This window comes from Pseudomonas zanjanensis (assembly GCF_014268745.2).
Taxonomy (GTDB): Bacteria; Pseudomonadota; Gammaproteobacteria; order Pseudomonadales; family Pseudomonadaceae; genus Aquipseudomonas; species Aquipseudomonas zanjanensis.
Window position 1 is genome coordinate 1 of the sequence record NZ_JABWRB020000005.1, and the last position, 15,512, is coordinate 15,512.

Genomic DNA, 15,512 nt, shown 5'->3' on the forward strand with positions numbered 1-15,512 from the left:
TGGTGTTTACGCCAATTTCTCGAACTTCAAATCCCACACCCCATGCCCAAGCCGTTCGCCACGGCGCTCGAACTTGGTGATCGGCCGTTCAGCCGGGCGCGGCACGCACTTGCCGTCTTCGGCCAGGTTGCGATAACCCGGGGCGACGTTCATCACTTCCAGCATGTACTCGGCGTAGGGTTCCCAGTCGGTGGCCATGTGTAGCACACCGCCGACCTTCAACTTGCTACGCACCAGCTCAGCGAACGACGCCTGGACGATCCGGCGCTTATGGTGACGGCTTTTGTGCCAGGGATCCGGGAAGAACAGCATCAGCCGATCGAGACTGTTATCGGCCACGCAGCGGTTGAGCACTTCGATGGCGTCACAATCGTAGACCCGCAGGTTGGTCAGCCCTTGGGTCAGTACGCCATTGAGCAGCGCACCGACGCCTGGACGGTGGACTTCCACACCAATGAAATCCTGCTCAGGTGAAGCGGCGGCCATCTCCAACAACGAGTGGCCCATGCCAAAGCCGATTTCCAGCGAGCGCGGGGCCGAGCGGCCAAATACCTGGTCGAAGTCGACCGGTGCGTCAGCCAACGGCAGGACATAAAGCGGCGCGCCCTGCTCCAGGCCACGCTGCTGGCCTTCAGTCATGCGCCCGGCGCGCATCACGAAACTCTTGATGCGGCGGTGCTGGCGCTCTTCGCCTTCTTCCGGCAGGACCGGCGTGTCGTTCGATTCAGTCATCAATGGCTCTTACTTGATCAGACCATCCAGCGGCGAGGAGGCGCTGGCGTAAAGTTTTTTCGGCATGCGCCCGGCCAGGTACGCCAGGCGACCGGCGACGATGGCGTGTTTCATGGCTTCGGCCATCAGGATCGGCTGCTGGGCGTGGGCGATGGCCGAGTTCATCAGCACCGCTTCGCAACCCAGTTCCATGGCAATGGTGGCGTCGGAGGCGGTACCGACACCGGCATCCACCAACACCGGGATCTTGGCTTCTTCCAGGATGATCTGCAGGTTGTACGGGTTGCAGATCCCCAGGCCCGTGCCGATCAGGCCGGCCAGCGGCATGACCGCGATGCAGCCGATCTCCGCCAGTTGACGGGCAATGATCGGGTCGTCGCTGGTGTAGACCATCACGTCGAAACCTTCCTTGACCAGGGTCTCGGCGGCCTTGAGGGTTTCGATCACGTTGGGGAACAGGGTCTTCTGGTCCGCCAGCACTTCCAGCTTCACCAGGTTGTGGCCGTCGAGCAGCTCACGGGCCAGGCGGCAGGTGCGCACAGCCTCGATGGCGTCGAAGCAACCGGCGGTGTTCGGCAGGATGGTGTAGCGATCCGGCGGCAGGATATCCAGCAGGTTCGGTTCGCCCGGGTTCTGGCCGATGTTGGTCCGGCGCACGGCGACGGTCACGATCTCGGCGCCCGAGGCCTCGATGGCCAGGCGGGTCTCTTCCATATCGCGGTATTTGCCGGTGCCTACCAGCAAGCGCGACTGGTAGGTACGACCGGCCAGGACGAAGGGCTTGTCGCTACGAACGATGCTCATGGGAAATCCTCTGTTGGGGTGAGGTTCTTGCGAAATGCTGCGAAACCGAGGCGACTAGCCGCCGCCGATGGCATGGACCACTTCGACCGAATCACCGTCGTTCAACGTGGTTTCGGCGTGCTGGCTGCGCGGGACGATATCCAGATTGAGTTCCACCGCGACGCGGCGTCCGGTGAGTTCCAGACGGGTCAGCAGGGCCGCAACGGTTTCACCGTCGGGCAGTTCAAGGGGTTCGCCGTTCAACTGAATGCGCATGCCGGATGCCGCCATCATTTTTAGGGGCTGGCATTCTAGCCCGATCAGTCTGGGTGACCCAAGCCCCTTGGTCAGCTACGAGCCACAAGCTTCAAGCGGCAAGTTGCAGGCGCCAGGCCGCGATGCCCAGGCACAACCAGCCGATCAGGAAGGCCACGCCGCCCAAGGGCGTGATGATGCCCAGCTTGGTAACGCCTGTAAGGGTCAACAAATACAGGCTGCCGGAGAACAACAGGATACCGATCACAAAGGAAACCCCAGCCCAGGTGACGATGCGTCCGGGAATGTGCGTGGCCAGCAGCGCGACGCCCAGCAACGCCAGGGTGTGGACCAGTTGGTAGGTGACGCCGGTGTGGAAAATCGCCAGGTAATCGGCGCTCAGGCGGCTTTTCAGGCCATGGGCGGCGAATGCCCCCAACGCCACGCCTGTGAAACCGAAAAAAGCCGCCAGCATCAGAAAGCTACGCAACATGGGAACTCCAATCAGACTCGGTGGGCAGGGTCTGTATAATGGCCCGCTCGACGGGTTCGGCCAAGCCATCTCTATGCTGCGTACATTGTTTCGACGATTCCTTAAAGCCCTGCTCTGGTTCGCCGTCGGCAGCGTTGTGCTGGTGCTGCTGTTTCGCGTGGTGCCACCACCGTTCACCGCGCTGATGATCGAGCGCAAGGTTGAATCCTGGTTCAACGGCGAGCCGATCGACCTGCAGCGCGACTGGCAACCTTGGGACCAGATATCCGACAGCCTCAAGGTTGCGGTAATTGCTGGCGAAGACCAGAAATTCCCCGAACACTGGGGCTTCGACATCGGTGCGATCCAGGCCGCCTTCGCCCACAATGGCCGTGGCGGCTCGATCCGCGGCGCCAGCACCCTCAGCCAGCAAGTCTCGAAAAACCTGTTCCTGTGGTCGGGCCGCAGCTGGCTGCGCAAAGGCCTGGAGGCCTGGTTCACCGCACTGATCGAAGTGTTCTGGCCCAAGCAGCGGATCCTCGAGGTGTACCTCAATAGCGTGGAGTGGGATGACGGCGTGTTTGGAGCGGAAGCGGCGGCGCGGCATCACTTTCGCGTGGGCGCGGGTGCATTGTCTCGGCAACAGGCCAGCCTGTTGGCGGCGGTGTTGCCCAACCCGCGAAAATGGAGCGCAAGCCGGCCGAGCCCCTACGTGCTACGGCGGGCGGGTTGGATTCGCCAGCAGATGGGCCAGTTGGGGGGCGCCGGTTATCTATTGCAGCTGAATGAGTCGCGGCGGGCGCCCTGGGCGCAATAACCAAGACCCTGGAGACCCCTTGTGGGAGCGGGCTTGCTCGCGAATGCGGTGCACCAGATACATTGATGTGGACTGGCACACCGCATTCGCGAGCAAGCCCGCTCCCACAGGTGGAGTGTCAGGTCCAAGATTGAGCACAAACAAAAACGCCCCGATCATCACTGATCGGGGCGTTTTTTATTGTCGCTATCGCAGGTCAAGCCGCGATCGAGACCTTGAGCTTGTTCATCGCGCTCTTCTCAAGCTGGCGAATCCGCTCGGCCGACACGTTGTACTTCTGCGCCAGGTCGTGCAGCGTGGCTTTTTCCTCGGCCAGCCAGCGCTGGTAGAGGATGTCGCGGCTGCGCTCGTCCAGCACTTCCAGTGCTTCGTGCAGGTTGGTATTGGAGTTGTCGCTCCAGTCGGCGTCTTCCAGTTGACGCGCCGGGTCGTACCGGTGGTCTTCCAGGTAGTTGGCCGGCGATTGGAAAGCGCTGTCGTCGTCCGCTTCGGCGGCCGGGTCGAAGGCCATGTCATGGCCGGTCAGGCGGCTTTCCATCTCGCGCACTTCCCGAGGCTCCACGCCCAGGCTTTCGGCAACGCGATGGACTTCCTCGTTGTTCAGCCAGGCCAGACGCTTCTTCTGGCTGCGCAGATTGAAGAACAGCTTGCGCTGGGCCTTGGTGGTCGCGACTTTCACGATGCGCCAGTTGCGCAAGATGAACTCGTGGATTTCCGCCTTGATCCAGTGCACGGCAAACGACACCAGGCGTACACCCATTTCCGGGTTGAAACGCTTGACCGCCTTCATCAGGCCAACGTTGCCTTCCTGGATCAGGTCGGCCTGGGCCAGCCCGTAGCCGGAATAGCTGCGGGCGATATGTACGACAAAACGCAGGTGGGCGAGCACCATCTGCCGAGCCGCCTCAAGATCCTGCTCATAGTAGAGACTCTCGGCCAGTTCACGCTCCTGCTCGGGGGTCAGCAGCGGGATGCTGTTGACCGTGTGCACATAGGCCTCCAGGTTCGCACCCGGGACCAGAGCATAAGCAGGTTGCAAAGAAGTGGTCATACGAAAAAACCTCCAACTTACATAACTCGTGCAGTTCAGCACTGCGAAAATTGACCGGGAACCGTAGGACAAGTTCCCACAAAAACCGAAAGGTCAATACGCGCAAAAAACACTATTTTGGCGCAAGCTCACGCAAGTGGCGTGCGACCGCAATCCATGCACCGATATAACCCAACAGCACCGCGCCAAGCAAGAGCGACAGACCGTCGGCGACTGGTACTCCGGCCAGCGAGAAATCACTGCCGTACAAACCGGCCAGCCCCACTACCGCATCGTTCAGCCAATCCAGGCCAAACGCCAATACGCCCCAAGACAGAATGCCGGCACCGAAGCCATACAGCGCCCCCATATAAAGGAAGGGCCTGCGTACATAACTGTCCGTACCGCCGACGAGTTTAATCACTTCTATCTCGGTGCGGCGGTTTTCAATATGAAGACGAATGGTATTGCCTATCACCAAAAGTAATGCAGAAACCAGCAGCACCGTCAGACCAAAGACAAACCGGTCGCCAAGCTTGAGGATCGCCGCCAGACGCTCGACCCAGACTAGATCAAGTTGCGCCTGTTGTACCTTCGGCAACTCGGAAAGTCTTTGTCTTAATGCTTCAAGGGCCGGCTTGTCGACCTCGTTCGGCGTCACCAGCACCACGCCTGGCAGCGGATTCTCCGGCAACTCCTTGAGGGCATCGCCCAGGCCGGACTGCTGCTGGAATTCCTCCAGCGCCTGCTCGCGCCCGATGTATTCGGCATCGGACACGCCTGGCATGGCCTTGATTTGCTCACGCAACGCCTGGCCTTCACCAGGGCTGGCGTCCATCTGCAGGTAGAGGGAAATCTGCGCGGCGCGCTGCCAGGAACCGCCGAGGCGCTCCACATTATTTAGCAATAATGACAGCCCCATGGGCAGGCTCAAGGCAACCGCCATCACCATGCAGGTAAAGAAGCTGCCGATGGGCTGCTTGCCCAGGCGCCGCAGGCTGTCCAGCAGGCTGGCGCGATGGCTTTCGATCCAGGCGCGCAGCAGCGTGGCGAAGTCCGGGCCGTCGTCATCGTCGCGCTTTTTCTTTTGCGGCTGCGGATCGGAGGCCTTCGGGGCCACGCGTTCGGCCACTTTCGGGCTGCGAGTAGCACTCATACGCCGGCCTCCCCGTCACCGATCAGTCGACCGCGTTGCAAGGTGAGCATGCGGTGACGCATGCGCGCGATCAGTGCCAGGTCGTGACTGGCGATCAGCACGCTGGTGCCCAGGCGGTTGATGTCTTCGAACACGCCCATGATTTCCGCCGCCAGGCGCGGGTCGAGGTTACCGGTGGGTTCGTCCGCCAGCAGCAAGGCCGGGCGATGGACGATGGCGCGGGCGATGCCGACGCGCTGTTGCTGGCCGGTGGACAGGTCGCCTGGGTACAGGTCGGTCTTGTCCGACAGGGCCACGCGCTCCAGGGCCGAGTCCACGCGCTTGACGATCTCGGACTTGGACAAGCCGAGGATCTGCAACGGCAACGCCACGTTGTTGAACACCGTGCGGTCGAACAGCAATTGGTGATTCTGGAACACCACGCCGATCTGCCGCCGCAGGTAGGGGATCTGGGCATTGCTGATGGTGCTCAGGTCCTGGCCGGCCAGCAGCAGTTTGCCAGTAGACGGTCGTTCCATCGCCAGCAACAGGCGCAGCAGGGTACTTTTACCGGCGCCGGAATGGCCGGTGACAAACAGAAACTCGCCCCGACGGACCCGAAAGCTCAGCTCATGCAAGCCGACATGACCGTTCGGATAGCGTTTACCGACCTGTTCGAAACGAATCATGAATGCTCCCGCTCGGCAAACAGTGCCTGGACAAAGGGCTCGGCTTCAAAGGTGCGCAAATCGTCGATGCCTTCGCCCACGCCGATGTAGCGAATGGGCAGGCCGAACTGCTTGGCCAGGGCGAAGATCACCCCGCCCTTGGCCGTGCCGTCGAGCTTGGTCAGGGCCAGCCCGGTCAGTTCGACGGTCTGGTTGAACTGCTTGGCCTGGTTGATGGCGTTCTGACCGGTACCGGCGTCCAGCACCAGCAGCACTTCGTGGGGCGCGTCAGCGTCGAGCTTGCCGATCACCCGGCGCACCTTTTTCAATTCTTCCATCAGGTTGTCTTTGGTGTGCAAGCGACCGGCAGTGTCGGCGATCAGCACATCGATGCCACGGGCCTTGGCCGCTTGTACAGCGTCGAAGATCACCGAGGCGGAGTCGGCACCAGTGTGCTGGGCGATCACCGGGATCTTGTTGCGCTCGCCCCACACTTGCAGCTGTTCGACCGCGGCGGCGCGGAAGGTGTCGCCCGCGGCCAGCATGACTTTCTTGCCTTCGAGCTGCAGCTTCTTGGCCAGCTTGCCGATGGTGGTGGTCTTGCCGGCGCCGTTGACGCCCACGACCAGAATCACGAACGGCTTGTTCTGCGAAGCCACCACCAGGGGTTTTTCCACCGGCTTGAGCAGGCTGGTCAGCTCGCCTTGCAGGGATTTGTACAGGGCATCGGCGTCGGTCAGCTGCTTGCGCGCGACCTTCTGGGTCAGGCTCTGGATGATCACCGACGTGGCCTCGACACCGACATCGGCAGTCAGCAGGCGGGTTTCGATGTCTTCCAGCAATTCGTCATCGATGACTTTCTTGCCCAGGAAGAGGCTGGCCATGCCTTCGCCGATGCTGGCGCTGGTCTTGGACAGACCCTGTTTGAGGCGGGCGAAGAAGCCGACCTTGTTCTCTTCGGCCGTGCGTGGCGGCTCGGCCGGAGTCGGAACCTCAGCCGGAGCAGGCTCTGGCTCAGGAACGGGTTGAGGCGCGGCGGGCGTAATGACGGACGCTGGCGCTTCGGCAACCGGCGCCTCGACCGGCTTCTCGACAGGTTGCGTCGTTGCCGGAATCGGTGGAGGGGTATGCGCTGCTTCGTCCTCGACCAGCGCAACCGGCTCTTCCGCCACCGGCAAGGTCAGCCAAGGGGTTTGCCCGGCCGGCGGGGTCAGCGGCTGCTCGGCCAGCGGCTCAGGCGCGAGCTCGGGTTCAGGCTCGGCCGGCTGCAGCACCGGCTCGGCAATCGGCAGGACGATGGGCGCCGCCTCTTCGGCCACTGTTTCGGCGGCGGGCTCAGGCAGCGCTTCTGGCTGTTCGACGACGGTTTCCTGCGGCTTCTTGCGCAGCCATCCGAACAGGCTTTTTTTCTCGCCAGCCGCAGCTGGGGTCTTCTTGTCGTCGTTGGAACCAAACATGGAGGACGGCTATCTCACGGTAGCGACGCGCCACGAGGGCGCCTCGGTGATAAATATTCAATGCTGAACAGACTGCGTTTCATCCAGCTTGTTCACGCGCAACATTTTGTCGAAGCGTCCCCAGGACGCCTCAAAGTCGATTTTTTCGAAGGACTGGTACGGCATCATCGGCGAAAACGTCGGGATCAACGAGCAAACCCAAGGTTTCTCCGGGGAACCCAGACAACCCCGGGCCGATAAAAGGCCCGATAGGCGTGGCCGCCAGTAAAACGGATCAGTATCCTAGCACCTCCTCGCCTGCTGAGGCTAAGACCTAGCAGGCAACCCAACAGGTTTAAACACGAATGAATGCTCTTGCCCGCCGCGCCGCAGGCCTGCTGCTCAGCACAGTTTGTCTGCCCTTTTCAGCCTTGGCTGCCGACCCACAACCCACCCATGAATTCACCCTCGACAACGGCCTGAAGGTCGTCGTGCGCGAAGACCATCGCGCGCCGGTGGTGGTGTCCCAGGTCTGGTACAAGGTGGGCTCCAGCTACGAAACGCCAGGCCAGACCGGTTTGTCCCACGCCCTTGAGCACATGATGTTCAAAGGCAGTGAAAAAGTCGGCCCCGGCGAAGCGTCGCTGATCCTGCGCGACCTCGGTGCCGAAGAGAACGCCTTCACCAGCGATGACTTCACCGCCTATTACCAGATGCTGGCCCGTGACCGCCTGGGCGTGGCCTTCGAACTGGAAGCCGACCGCATGGCCAGCCTGCGCCTGCCGCCGGAGGAATTCAGCCGCGAGATCGAGGTGATCAAGGAAGAGCGGCGCATGCGCACCGACGACAAGCCCATGTCCAAGGCCTATGAGCGCTTCAAGGCCATGGCTTACCCGGCCAGCGGCTACCACACGCCGACCATCGGCTGGATGGCCGACCTGGACCGGATGACCGTCGAAGAACTGCGTCACTGGTACCAATCCTGGTACACCCCGAACAACGCGACCCTGGTGGTGGTTGGCGACGTAACGCCGGATGAGGTCAAGTCCCTGGCCCAGCGTTATTTCGGCCCGATTGCCCGGCGCGCGGTGCCGGTCGCGAAAATCCCCCTGGAACTGGCCGAACCCGGCGAGCGCCAGATCACTTTGCATGTGCAGACCCAACTGCCCAGCGTGATGCTGGCTTTCAACGTGCCCAGCATCGCCACCGCGACAGACAAGGCGTCGGTCAACGCCCTGCGGCTGATCTCGGCCTTGCTGGACGGCGGCTACAGCGGCCGGATCCCGACCCAGCTGGAGCGCGGTGAAGAATTGGTGTCCGGCGGTTCGTCGAGCTACGACGCCTACACCCGTGGCGACACGCTGTTCACCTTGTCGGCAACGCCCAACACGCAGAAAAACAAAACCCTGGCCCAGGCCGAAGCCGGTCTGTGGCGCTTGCTCGATCAGTTGAAAACCACCGCCCCGACCGCCGAGGAACTGGAACGCGTACGCGCCCAGGTCATCGCCGGGCTGGTTTACGAGCGCGATTCGATCACCAGCCAGGCCACCGCCATCGGCCAGCTGGAAACCGTCGGTTTGTCCTGGAAGCTGATGGACACCGAACTCGCCGAACTGCAAAGCGTGACCCCGCAAGACATCCAGAAGGCAGCCCAGCTGTATTTCACCCGCTCGCGTCTAAGCGTTGCGCACATCCTGCCCGAGGAGAAAGCTCATGAGTGAGCGCAAATCATCGCGCCTGGTGCCGATCGGCCTGGTGTCGATCGCCCTGGCCTGCGCCCTGGCCTTTTACCTGACGCCGTCCAGCGACTCCAACGCCAGCCAGGCCTTGGACAAGGCCAAGTCCGGCAACAAACTGCAATCCTTGGCTGAACTGAACGACAAGGCGCCCAGCCGGCGCCAGCTCGATGTGCAAACCTGGAAAACCGTCGACGGCGCCAAGGTGTTGTTCGTCGAAGCCCGGGAATTGCCGATGTTCGACCTGCGCCTGACCTTCGCCGCTGGCAGCAGCCAGGACGGCGACGCCCCTGGCCTCGCCCTGCTGACCAACGCCATGCTCAACGAAGGCGTGGCCGGCAAGGATGTCAGCGCCATTGCCCAGGGCTTCGAAAGCCTCGGCGCGGACTTCGGCAACGGTGCCTACCGGGACATGGCCGTGGCGTCCCTGCGCAGCCTCAGTGTGGTCGACAAACGTGAGCCGGCCTTGAAGCTGTTCGCCGAAGTCGTCGGTAAACCGACCCTCCCCGCCGACTCCTTTGCCCGTATCAAGAATCAGATGCTGGCCGGCTTCGAGTACCAGAAGCAGAACCCCGGCAAACTGGCGGGCCTGGAACTGATGAAGCGCCTGTACGGCGAGCATCCGTATGCCCACTCCAGCGACGGCACCGCCGAGAGCATTCCACCGATCACCCTGGCCCAGGCCCGGGCGTTCCACGCCAAGGCCTATGCCGCCGGCAACGCCGTGATCGCACTGGTGGGGGACTTGTCCCGCGCCGAAGCAGAAGCGATTGCCAACCAGGTTTCCACCGCGCTGCCCAAAGGCCCGGCCCTGGCGAAAACCCCGCCACCGGTGGAGCCGAAGGCGAGCATCGGTCACATCGAGTTTCCGTCCAAGCAGACCAACCTGATGCTCGCGCAACTGGGCATCGACCGCGACGATCCGGACTATGCCGCCGTGTCCCTGGGCAACCAGATTCTCGGCGGCGGTGGCTTCGGCACGCGATTGATGACTGAAGTTCGCGAAAAGCGCGGCCTGACCTACGGCGTGTACTCCGGTTTCACGGCGATGCAGGCCCGCGGCCCGTTCATGATCAATTTGCAAACCCGTGCAGAGATGAGCGAAGGCACCTTGAAACTGGTGCAGGATGTGTTCGCCGACTACCTCAAGAACGGTCCGACCCAAAAAGAACTCGATGACGCCAAGCGCGAGCTGGCCGGCAGCTTCCCGCTGTCCACCGCCAGCAACGCCGACATCGTCGGCCAGCTCGGCGCCATGGGCTTCTACGACTTGCCGCTGAGCTACCTGGAGGATTTCATGCACCAGTCCCAGGAACTGACCGTCGAGCAGGTCAAGGCCGCGCTGAACAAACACCTGAGCACCGACAAGATGGTTATCGTCACCGCCGGCCCGAGCGTGCCGCAAAAGCCGTTGCCGCCCCCCACTGACAAACCTGCCGAGCAGCCGCTCGGGGTTCCGGAGCACTAATGGCCCGCCCATCCAATTCCAGCAAGAAACCCGTGCACAACGGTGTGAACCAGTTGCGCATCATCGGCGGCGAATGGCGCAGCCGGCGCCTTAGCTTCCCGGATGCCCCAGGCTTGCGCCCGACCCCGGACCGCGTGCGGGAAACCCTGTTCAACTGGCTCGCGCCCTACGTGGCGGGTGCCCGGGTGCTCGACCCGTTCGCCGGCAGCGGCGCCTTGTTTCTCGAGGCCCTGTCTCGTGGCGCCGCCATGGGCCAGGCGCTGGACGCCAACAACCTGGCGGTCTCCAGCCTGAAGGAACACCTGGGCACCCTGCGCTGCACCGTCGGCCAGGTGCAAACCGCCGATGCACTGCGCTACCTCGACAGCCAACCGGCGACACCTTTCGACCTGGTGTTCCTCGACCCGCCGTTCAACCAGAACCTGCTGCCGACGGTCTGCGCCTTGCTCGAGGAACGCCAGTGGCTGGCCGAGGATGCCTGGGTCTACACTGAAAGCGAGACCGCCCCGTCCACCCTGGGCTTGCCGGGCAACTGGCGCTTGCACCGCGAGCAGAAATCCGGACGGGTGTATTACGCGTTGTGGCAGCGTTTGACAAAGGACATGGGCTGAACGGCTGACCCGTACATCGAGAATAATAATGATGTCCGCCGCACCTGAACGTTTCGTCCCTGCTCCGGGCCTTGGCAATCCGCACCTGCAAACCTTGTGGGGCCCCTTGTGGCGCCCGACCACCCACATCGCGCGCCAACGCGAGCGCTTGTGGTTGGAAGACGGCGATTTCCTCGACCTCGACTGGCATGGCCCCCACAGCGCCGAGGCACCCTTGGTGCTGGTGCTGCACGGGCTGACCGGCTCTTCCAATTCGCCCTACGTGGCCGGGTTGCAGCAGGCGCTCGGTCGCCAGGGCTGGGCCAGTGCGGCGTTGAACTGGCGCGGCTGCTCGGGTGAGCCGAACCTGCTGCCCCGCAGCTATCATTCGGGCGTCAGCGAAGACCTGGTCGCCGCCATCGCCCATTTGCGCGCCCGACGCCCCTTGGCGCCGCTGTTTGCGGTGGGCTATTCGTTGGGCGGCAATGTGTTGCTCAAGCACCTGGGGGAAACCGGCGGCGACAGCCAGTTGCAAGGGGCGGTGGCGGTCTCGGTACCGTTTCGCCTCGACCAGTGCGCCGATCGCATCGGCCAGGGATTCTCCAAGCTCTACCAGGCGCATTTCATGCGACAACTGGTGGCCTATGTGCGCAACAAGCAACGCCAGTTTCTGCACGACGGACGTCACGAAGGCCTGGCGACCCTGGCGGCGCTGGGTCCGCTGGAGAACATGCGCACCTTCTGGGACTTTGACGGCCGGGTAACGGCGCCGCTGCATGGGTTCTCCGATGCAGCGGATTACTACCGCCGCGCCTCCAGCCGCTATTTCATGGCAGCTATCAGCACGCCGACCCTGGTCATCCAGGCCGCCGACGATCCTTTTGTCTTCCCCCACAGCCTGCCCGAACCGGGCGAATTATCGGCCTCGACCCGGATTGAATTGCACGCCCGGGGTGGGCATGTGGGGTTTGTCGACGGAACCTTGCGACGCCCCGGGTATTACCTGGAGCGGCGGATTCCCCATTGGCTGGCCAGCCTGGGGCGCGGCTGAGCGTGGCAAGGGCAGTAAAAGGATCTGCAGACAAAACGAATCCCCTGTGGGAGCGGGCTTGCTCGCGAAAGCGGTGGGTCAGATTGCATTAATGTTGGATGTACCGCCGTCTTCGCGAGCAAGCCCGCTCCCACAATTTTTTCCGGGGTGTTCACCAGTCTGGTGTTCACCCATATTGATTCCGGGTGTTCGCTATTCGCCCTTCGCCACGCCCCGCTGTGGATCATTGATCCACTCACTCCACGAGCCAGCATACAGCCGTCCCAACGGATAGCCTGCCAGGCACAAGGCAAACAGGTTATGACACGCCGTCACGCCGGAGCCGCAGTACGCCACCAGTTCGGTGGGCGAACGCTCGCCCAGTTTTTCGGCGAAGCGTTGCTTGAGCTGTTCGGCCGGCAGGAAGCGGCCATCGGCGCCCAGGTTGTCCGTGAACGCTGCGCACTGGGCGCCCGGGATATGCCCGGCTATCGGGTCGATCGGTTCGACTTCGCCCTTGAAACGCGGTAAGGCCCGGGCATCCAGCAAAGTCATGGCCGGCTCGCCAAGGCGTTGTTGCAGGGCTTGCGCATCGATCAACAAACTCGCGTCCGGCGCACCGCTGAAGGTCCCACGACCGTTCTGCGGCGGATCAAGACTCAGGGGCAAGCCGGCGGCATGCCAGGCCTTGAGCCCACCGTCGAGGATGTACACGCCGTCGCGCTTGCCCAGCCAGGCCAGCAACCACCAGGCCCGCGCGGCATAGGCGCCGGGACCGTCGTCGTACAGCACGACCTCGCTGTCGTTATCCAGCCCCCAAGTCTTGAGACGCTCGATCAACGCCTCGGGCTCGGGCAACGGATGACGCCCGGTCACGCCCTTGGTCACCGCTCCACTCAAGTCGCGCTCAAGGTCTGCGAAAGACGCCCCGGCAATGTGGCCCTCGGCATAACTGCGCTGACCGTAATCCGGGTCTTCCAGGGCGAAACGGCAATCGAGGATCACCAGCCCGGGCTGGGATCGCCGCTGTTCGAGGGCTTGGGGGCTGATGAGTTGCGCGATGGGCATGGTGAGCTCCTGTGACTGAATCGGGGATCGATTCCTACTGCCCTTCCTCCAGGGTCTGGGCCAGCGGGACGTAATATTCCTTGAACAGTGCATCCACCGCCTCGCGGGCCTGATCGGTCACGAAACCGGCCTCCAGCACCAGCACCTGATAGACGCCGCGCTTGATGGCCTGCTCGCTCAGGTGGCTGAAATTTTCCCGCGTGGTGCACAAGAACCGCACCCAGGACGTGAGGATGATCCAGGCGTTGAGGGTCAGGGATTCGATCTGCACCCGGTCCATCTTCAAGATACCGGCGGCAACGAAGCCCTCGTAGATCGCGGTGCCGTGGATCAGGCAGCGCTGGGAAAACCGCCGATAGCGGGCCGCCAGGTCAGGATCGCTGTCGAGCAGATGCTCCAGGTCCCGGTGCAGGAAGCGATACCGCCACATGGCCGCCAGCAGTTCCTGCAGGTAAAAGCGTTTGTCATCCACTGTGGCCGCCCGGCCCTGGGGCGGACGCAGGAAACTGTCCACCAGGTTCTCGTACTCACTGAACAGCACGGCAATGATCGCCTGCTTGTTGGGGAAGTGGTAATAGAGATTGCCCGGGGACATGTCCATGTGGGCGGCGATGTGATTGGTGCTGACGCTACGCTCACCCTGTTGGTTGAACAGCTCGAGGCTGTTTTGCACGATGCGCTCGCTGGTTTTCATTCGTGGGGCCATGGTTTGGGCTTTAATTCGACGAAAGCATTGAACGGCATCTTACGACCTATCCGCCACAGGAAAAACCCAAAGCCGCTAAGGATGTCGTTGACTTTCTAGAGTATAAGCTCTAAAAAACACCCACTCTAATAATATCTGGTGCCTGACGATGCCTGCCGACGTGGCCTACCTGCACGAGTCTCAACAACAACTGGACGAGCTGCGGTCGCGCTTCGATGCCCAGCGCCAGGCCTACGCCGTCCACCCGATGCCACCGGCCGTACAGCGCCGCCAATGGCTCAAGGCACTGCGGGAGGTATTAAGCAACGAACGCCAAGCCTTGATCGACGCCATCAGCCAGGACTTCAGCCACCGCAGCGCCGACGAAACACTGCTGGCCGAGCTGATGCCGAGCCTGCATGGCATTCATTACGCCAGCCGTCACCTCCAGGGTTGGATGAAGCCCTCCCGGCGCAAGGTGGGCATGGCCTTTCAACCGGCGTCCGCCAAAGTGATCTATCAGCCGTTGGGCGTGGTCGGGGTCATCGTCCCGTGGAATTACCCACTGTTCCTCGCCATCGGGCCGCTGGTAGGGGCACTGGCGGCGGGCAACCGGGTGATGCTCAAGCTCAGCGAATCGACACCGGCGACCGGTTTGCTGCTCAAGCAATTGCTGGCCCGGGTCTTCCCCCAGGACCTGGTGTGCGTGGTGCTGGGCGAGGCGGACGTGGGCATGGCGTTTTCCAAGTTGCCCTTCGATCACCTGTTGTTCACCGGCGCCACCAGCATTGGCAAGCATGTCATGCGCGCCGCTGCGGAAAACCTGACGCCTGTCACCCTTGAGCTGGGTGGGAAATCGCCGGCCATCGTGTCGGTCGATGTACCGATCAAGGACGCCGCCGAACGCATTGCCTTCGGCAAAACCCTGAATGCCGGGCAAACCTGTGTCGCCCCGGACTATGTGCTAGTGCCGCAGAACCGCGTCGGCGAGTTCGTCGAGGCCTATCGCGAGGCGGTTCGAGGGTTTTATCCGACCCTGGCGGACAACCCGGACTACACCGCCGTCATCAACGAACGACAACTGGCGCGGCTCAACGGCTACATCGGCGACGCTACCAGCAAAGGCGCGTTGCTGATCGAGCTGTTCGAGCAAGGCCAGGGTCGCCGCATGGCCCACAGCCTGCTGCTCAACGTCAACGATGAGATGACCGTCATGCAGGACGAGATCTTCGGCCCGCTGCTGCCCATCGTGCCCTATGACAATCTGGACCAGGCGTTTGCCTACATCAATCAGCGACCCCGCCCGCTGGCGCTCTACTACTTCGGCTACAACAAGGCCGAACAGCATCGCGTGCTCCACGAAACCCATTCCGGCGGCGTCTGCCTGAACGACACGTTGCTGCATGTCGCCCAGGATGACATGCCATTCGGCGGCATCGGGCCCTCGGGAATGGGGCACTACCACGGGCATGAGGGTTTCCTGACCTTCAGCAAGGCCAAGGGCGTGCTGACCAAACAGCGGTTCAACGCGGCGAAGCTGATTTATCCACCCTATGGCAAGCCGTTGCAGAAACTGATCCAGAAGCTGTTTGTCCGCTGACGCGTCT

The 15,512-nt window shown here is 62.5% G+C and carries 16 protein-coding genes; 6 read left to right on the plus strand and 10 right to left on the minus strand.

Going from position 1 to position 15,512, the window contains the following annotated elements:
* Positions 1–6: 6 nt before the first annotated feature.
* From trmB to HU715_RS23835, 4 genes are all read right to left on the minus strand, one after another.
* Positions 7–732, minus strand: a complete 726-nt coding sequence (gene trmB, locus HU715_RS23820; protein ID WP_181288180.1) for a tRNA (guanosine(46)-N7)-methyltransferase TrmB — start codon at positions 730–732, stop codon at positions 7–9.
* Positions 733–741: 9 nt separating this feature from the next.
* Complete coding sequence (locus HU715_RS23825; protein ID WP_003177480.1) at positions 742–1,536, minus strand: thiazole synthase; 795 nt, start codon at positions 1,534–1,536, stop codon at positions 742–744.
* Positions 1,537–1,590: 54 nt separating this feature from the next.
* A complete protein-coding gene (gene thiS, locus HU715_RS23830) occupies positions 1,591–1,791 on the minus strand; it encodes a sulfur carrier protein ThiS (protein ID WP_163006804.1) in 201 nt (66 codons plus the stop codon).
* 91 nt (positions 1,792–1,882) lie between these two features.
* Complete coding sequence (locus tag HU715_RS23835; protein WP_186707533.1) at positions 1,883–2,263, minus strand: DUF423 domain-containing protein; 381 nt, start codon at positions 2,261–2,263, stop codon at positions 1,883–1,885.
* Positions 2,264–2,336: 73 nt separating this feature from the next.
* Between HU715_RS23835 and mtgA the strand changes: the two genes are divergently transcribed.
* Complete coding sequence (mtgA, locus tag HU715_RS23840; RefSeq protein WP_186707534.1) at positions 2,337–3,059, plus strand: monofunctional biosynthetic peptidoglycan transglycosylase; 723 nt, start codon at positions 2,337–2,339, stop codon at positions 3,057–3,059.
* 196 nt (positions 3,060–3,255) lie between these two features.
* Here the strand turns inward: mtgA and rpoH are convergent, their stop codons facing one another.
* The 4 genes from rpoH to ftsY all read right to left on the minus strand — a co-directional run bounded on the left by rpoH (position 3,256) and on the right by ftsY (position 7,349).
* Positions 3,256–4,110 (minus strand): RNA polymerase sigma factor RpoH, encoded by an 855-nt coding sequence (gene rpoH / locus HU715_RS23845; protein ID WP_003177476.1) that lies wholly within the window; start codon positions 4,108–4,110, stop codon positions 3,256–3,258.
* Positions 4,111–4,222: 112 nt separating this feature from the next.
* Positions 4,223–5,245 carry a permease-like cell division protein FtsX gene (ftsX, locus tag HU715_RS23850; RefSeq protein WP_186707535.1) on the minus strand — a complete coding sequence of 341 codons (1,023 nt, stop codon included), beginning with the start codon at positions 5,243–5,245 and terminating at the stop codon, positions 4,223–4,225.
* The gene (ftsE, locus tag HU715_RS23855; RefSeq protein WP_186707536.1) at positions 5,242–5,913 is read right to left on the minus strand and encodes a cell division ATP-binding protein FtsE; all 672 of its coding nucleotides are present in this window, start codon (positions 5,911–5,913) and stop codon (positions 5,242–5,244) included. Before ftsE ends, ftsX begins: the two co-directional genes overlap by 4 nt.
* On the minus strand, positions 5,910–7,349 hold the full coding sequence (gene ftsY, locus HU715_RS23860; RefSeq protein WP_186707537.1) for a signal recognition particle-docking protein FtsY: 1,440 nt from the start codon (positions 7,347–7,349) through the stop codon (positions 5,910–5,912). The genes ftsE and ftsY overlap by 4 nt, the downstream gene beginning before the upstream one ends.
* Before the next feature lie 344 nt (positions 7,350–7,693).
* On the opposite strand from ftsY, the gene HU715_RS23865 reads away from it, so the two are divergent.
* From HU715_RS23865 to HU715_RS23880, 4 genes are read left to right on the plus strand one after another with little or no spacing between them, the layout of a single operon-like run.
* A complete protein-coding gene (locus HU715_RS23865; RefSeq protein WP_186707538.1) occupies positions 7,694–9,049 on the plus strand; it encodes a M16 family metallopeptidase in 1,356 nt (451 codons plus the stop codon).
* Positions 9,042–10,532 carry a M16 family metallopeptidase gene (locus HU715_RS23870; protein WP_186707539.1) on the plus strand — a complete coding sequence of 497 codons (1,491 nt, stop codon included), beginning with the start codon at positions 9,042–9,044 and terminating at the stop codon, positions 10,530–10,532. Before HU715_RS23865 ends, HU715_RS23870 begins: the two co-directional genes overlap by 8 nt.
* On the plus strand, positions 10,532–11,143 hold the full coding sequence (gene rsmD / locus HU715_RS23875) for a 16S rRNA (guanine(966)-N(2))-methyltransferase RsmD (protein WP_186707540.1): 612 nt from the start codon (positions 10,532–10,534) through the stop codon (positions 11,141–11,143). The genes HU715_RS23870 and rsmD overlap by 1 nt, the downstream gene beginning before the upstream one ends.
* 31 nt (positions 11,144–11,174) lie before the next feature.
* Entirely contained in the window at positions 11,175–12,173 is a 999-nt protein-coding gene (locus HU715_RS23880; protein ID WP_186707541.1) for a hydrolase, read from the plus strand.
* Between the two features lie 192 nt (positions 12,174–12,365).
* Here the strand turns inward: HU715_RS23880 and HU715_RS23885 are convergent, their stop codons facing one another.
* On the minus strand, positions 12,366–13,220 hold the full coding sequence (locus HU715_RS23885) for a sulfurtransferase (RefSeq protein ID WP_186707542.1): 855 nt from the start codon (positions 13,218–13,220) through the stop codon (positions 12,366–12,368).
* Positions 13,221–13,254: 34 nt separating this feature from the next.
* Positions 13,255–13,926, minus strand: a complete 672-nt coding sequence (locus HU715_RS23890; RefSeq protein WP_060740184.1) for a TetR/AcrR family transcriptional regulator — start codon at positions 13,924–13,926, stop codon at positions 13,255–13,257.
* 148 nt (positions 13,927–14,074) lie between these two features.
* On the opposite strand from HU715_RS23890, the gene HU715_RS23895 reads away from it, so the two are divergent.
* Positions 14,075–15,505, plus strand: coding sequence for a coniferyl aldehyde dehydrogenase (locus HU715_RS23895; RefSeq protein WP_186707543.1), 1,431 nt, complete (start codon positions 14,075–14,077; stop codon positions 15,503–15,505).
* The last annotated feature ends 7 nt before the right edge of the window (positions 15,506–15,512 follow it).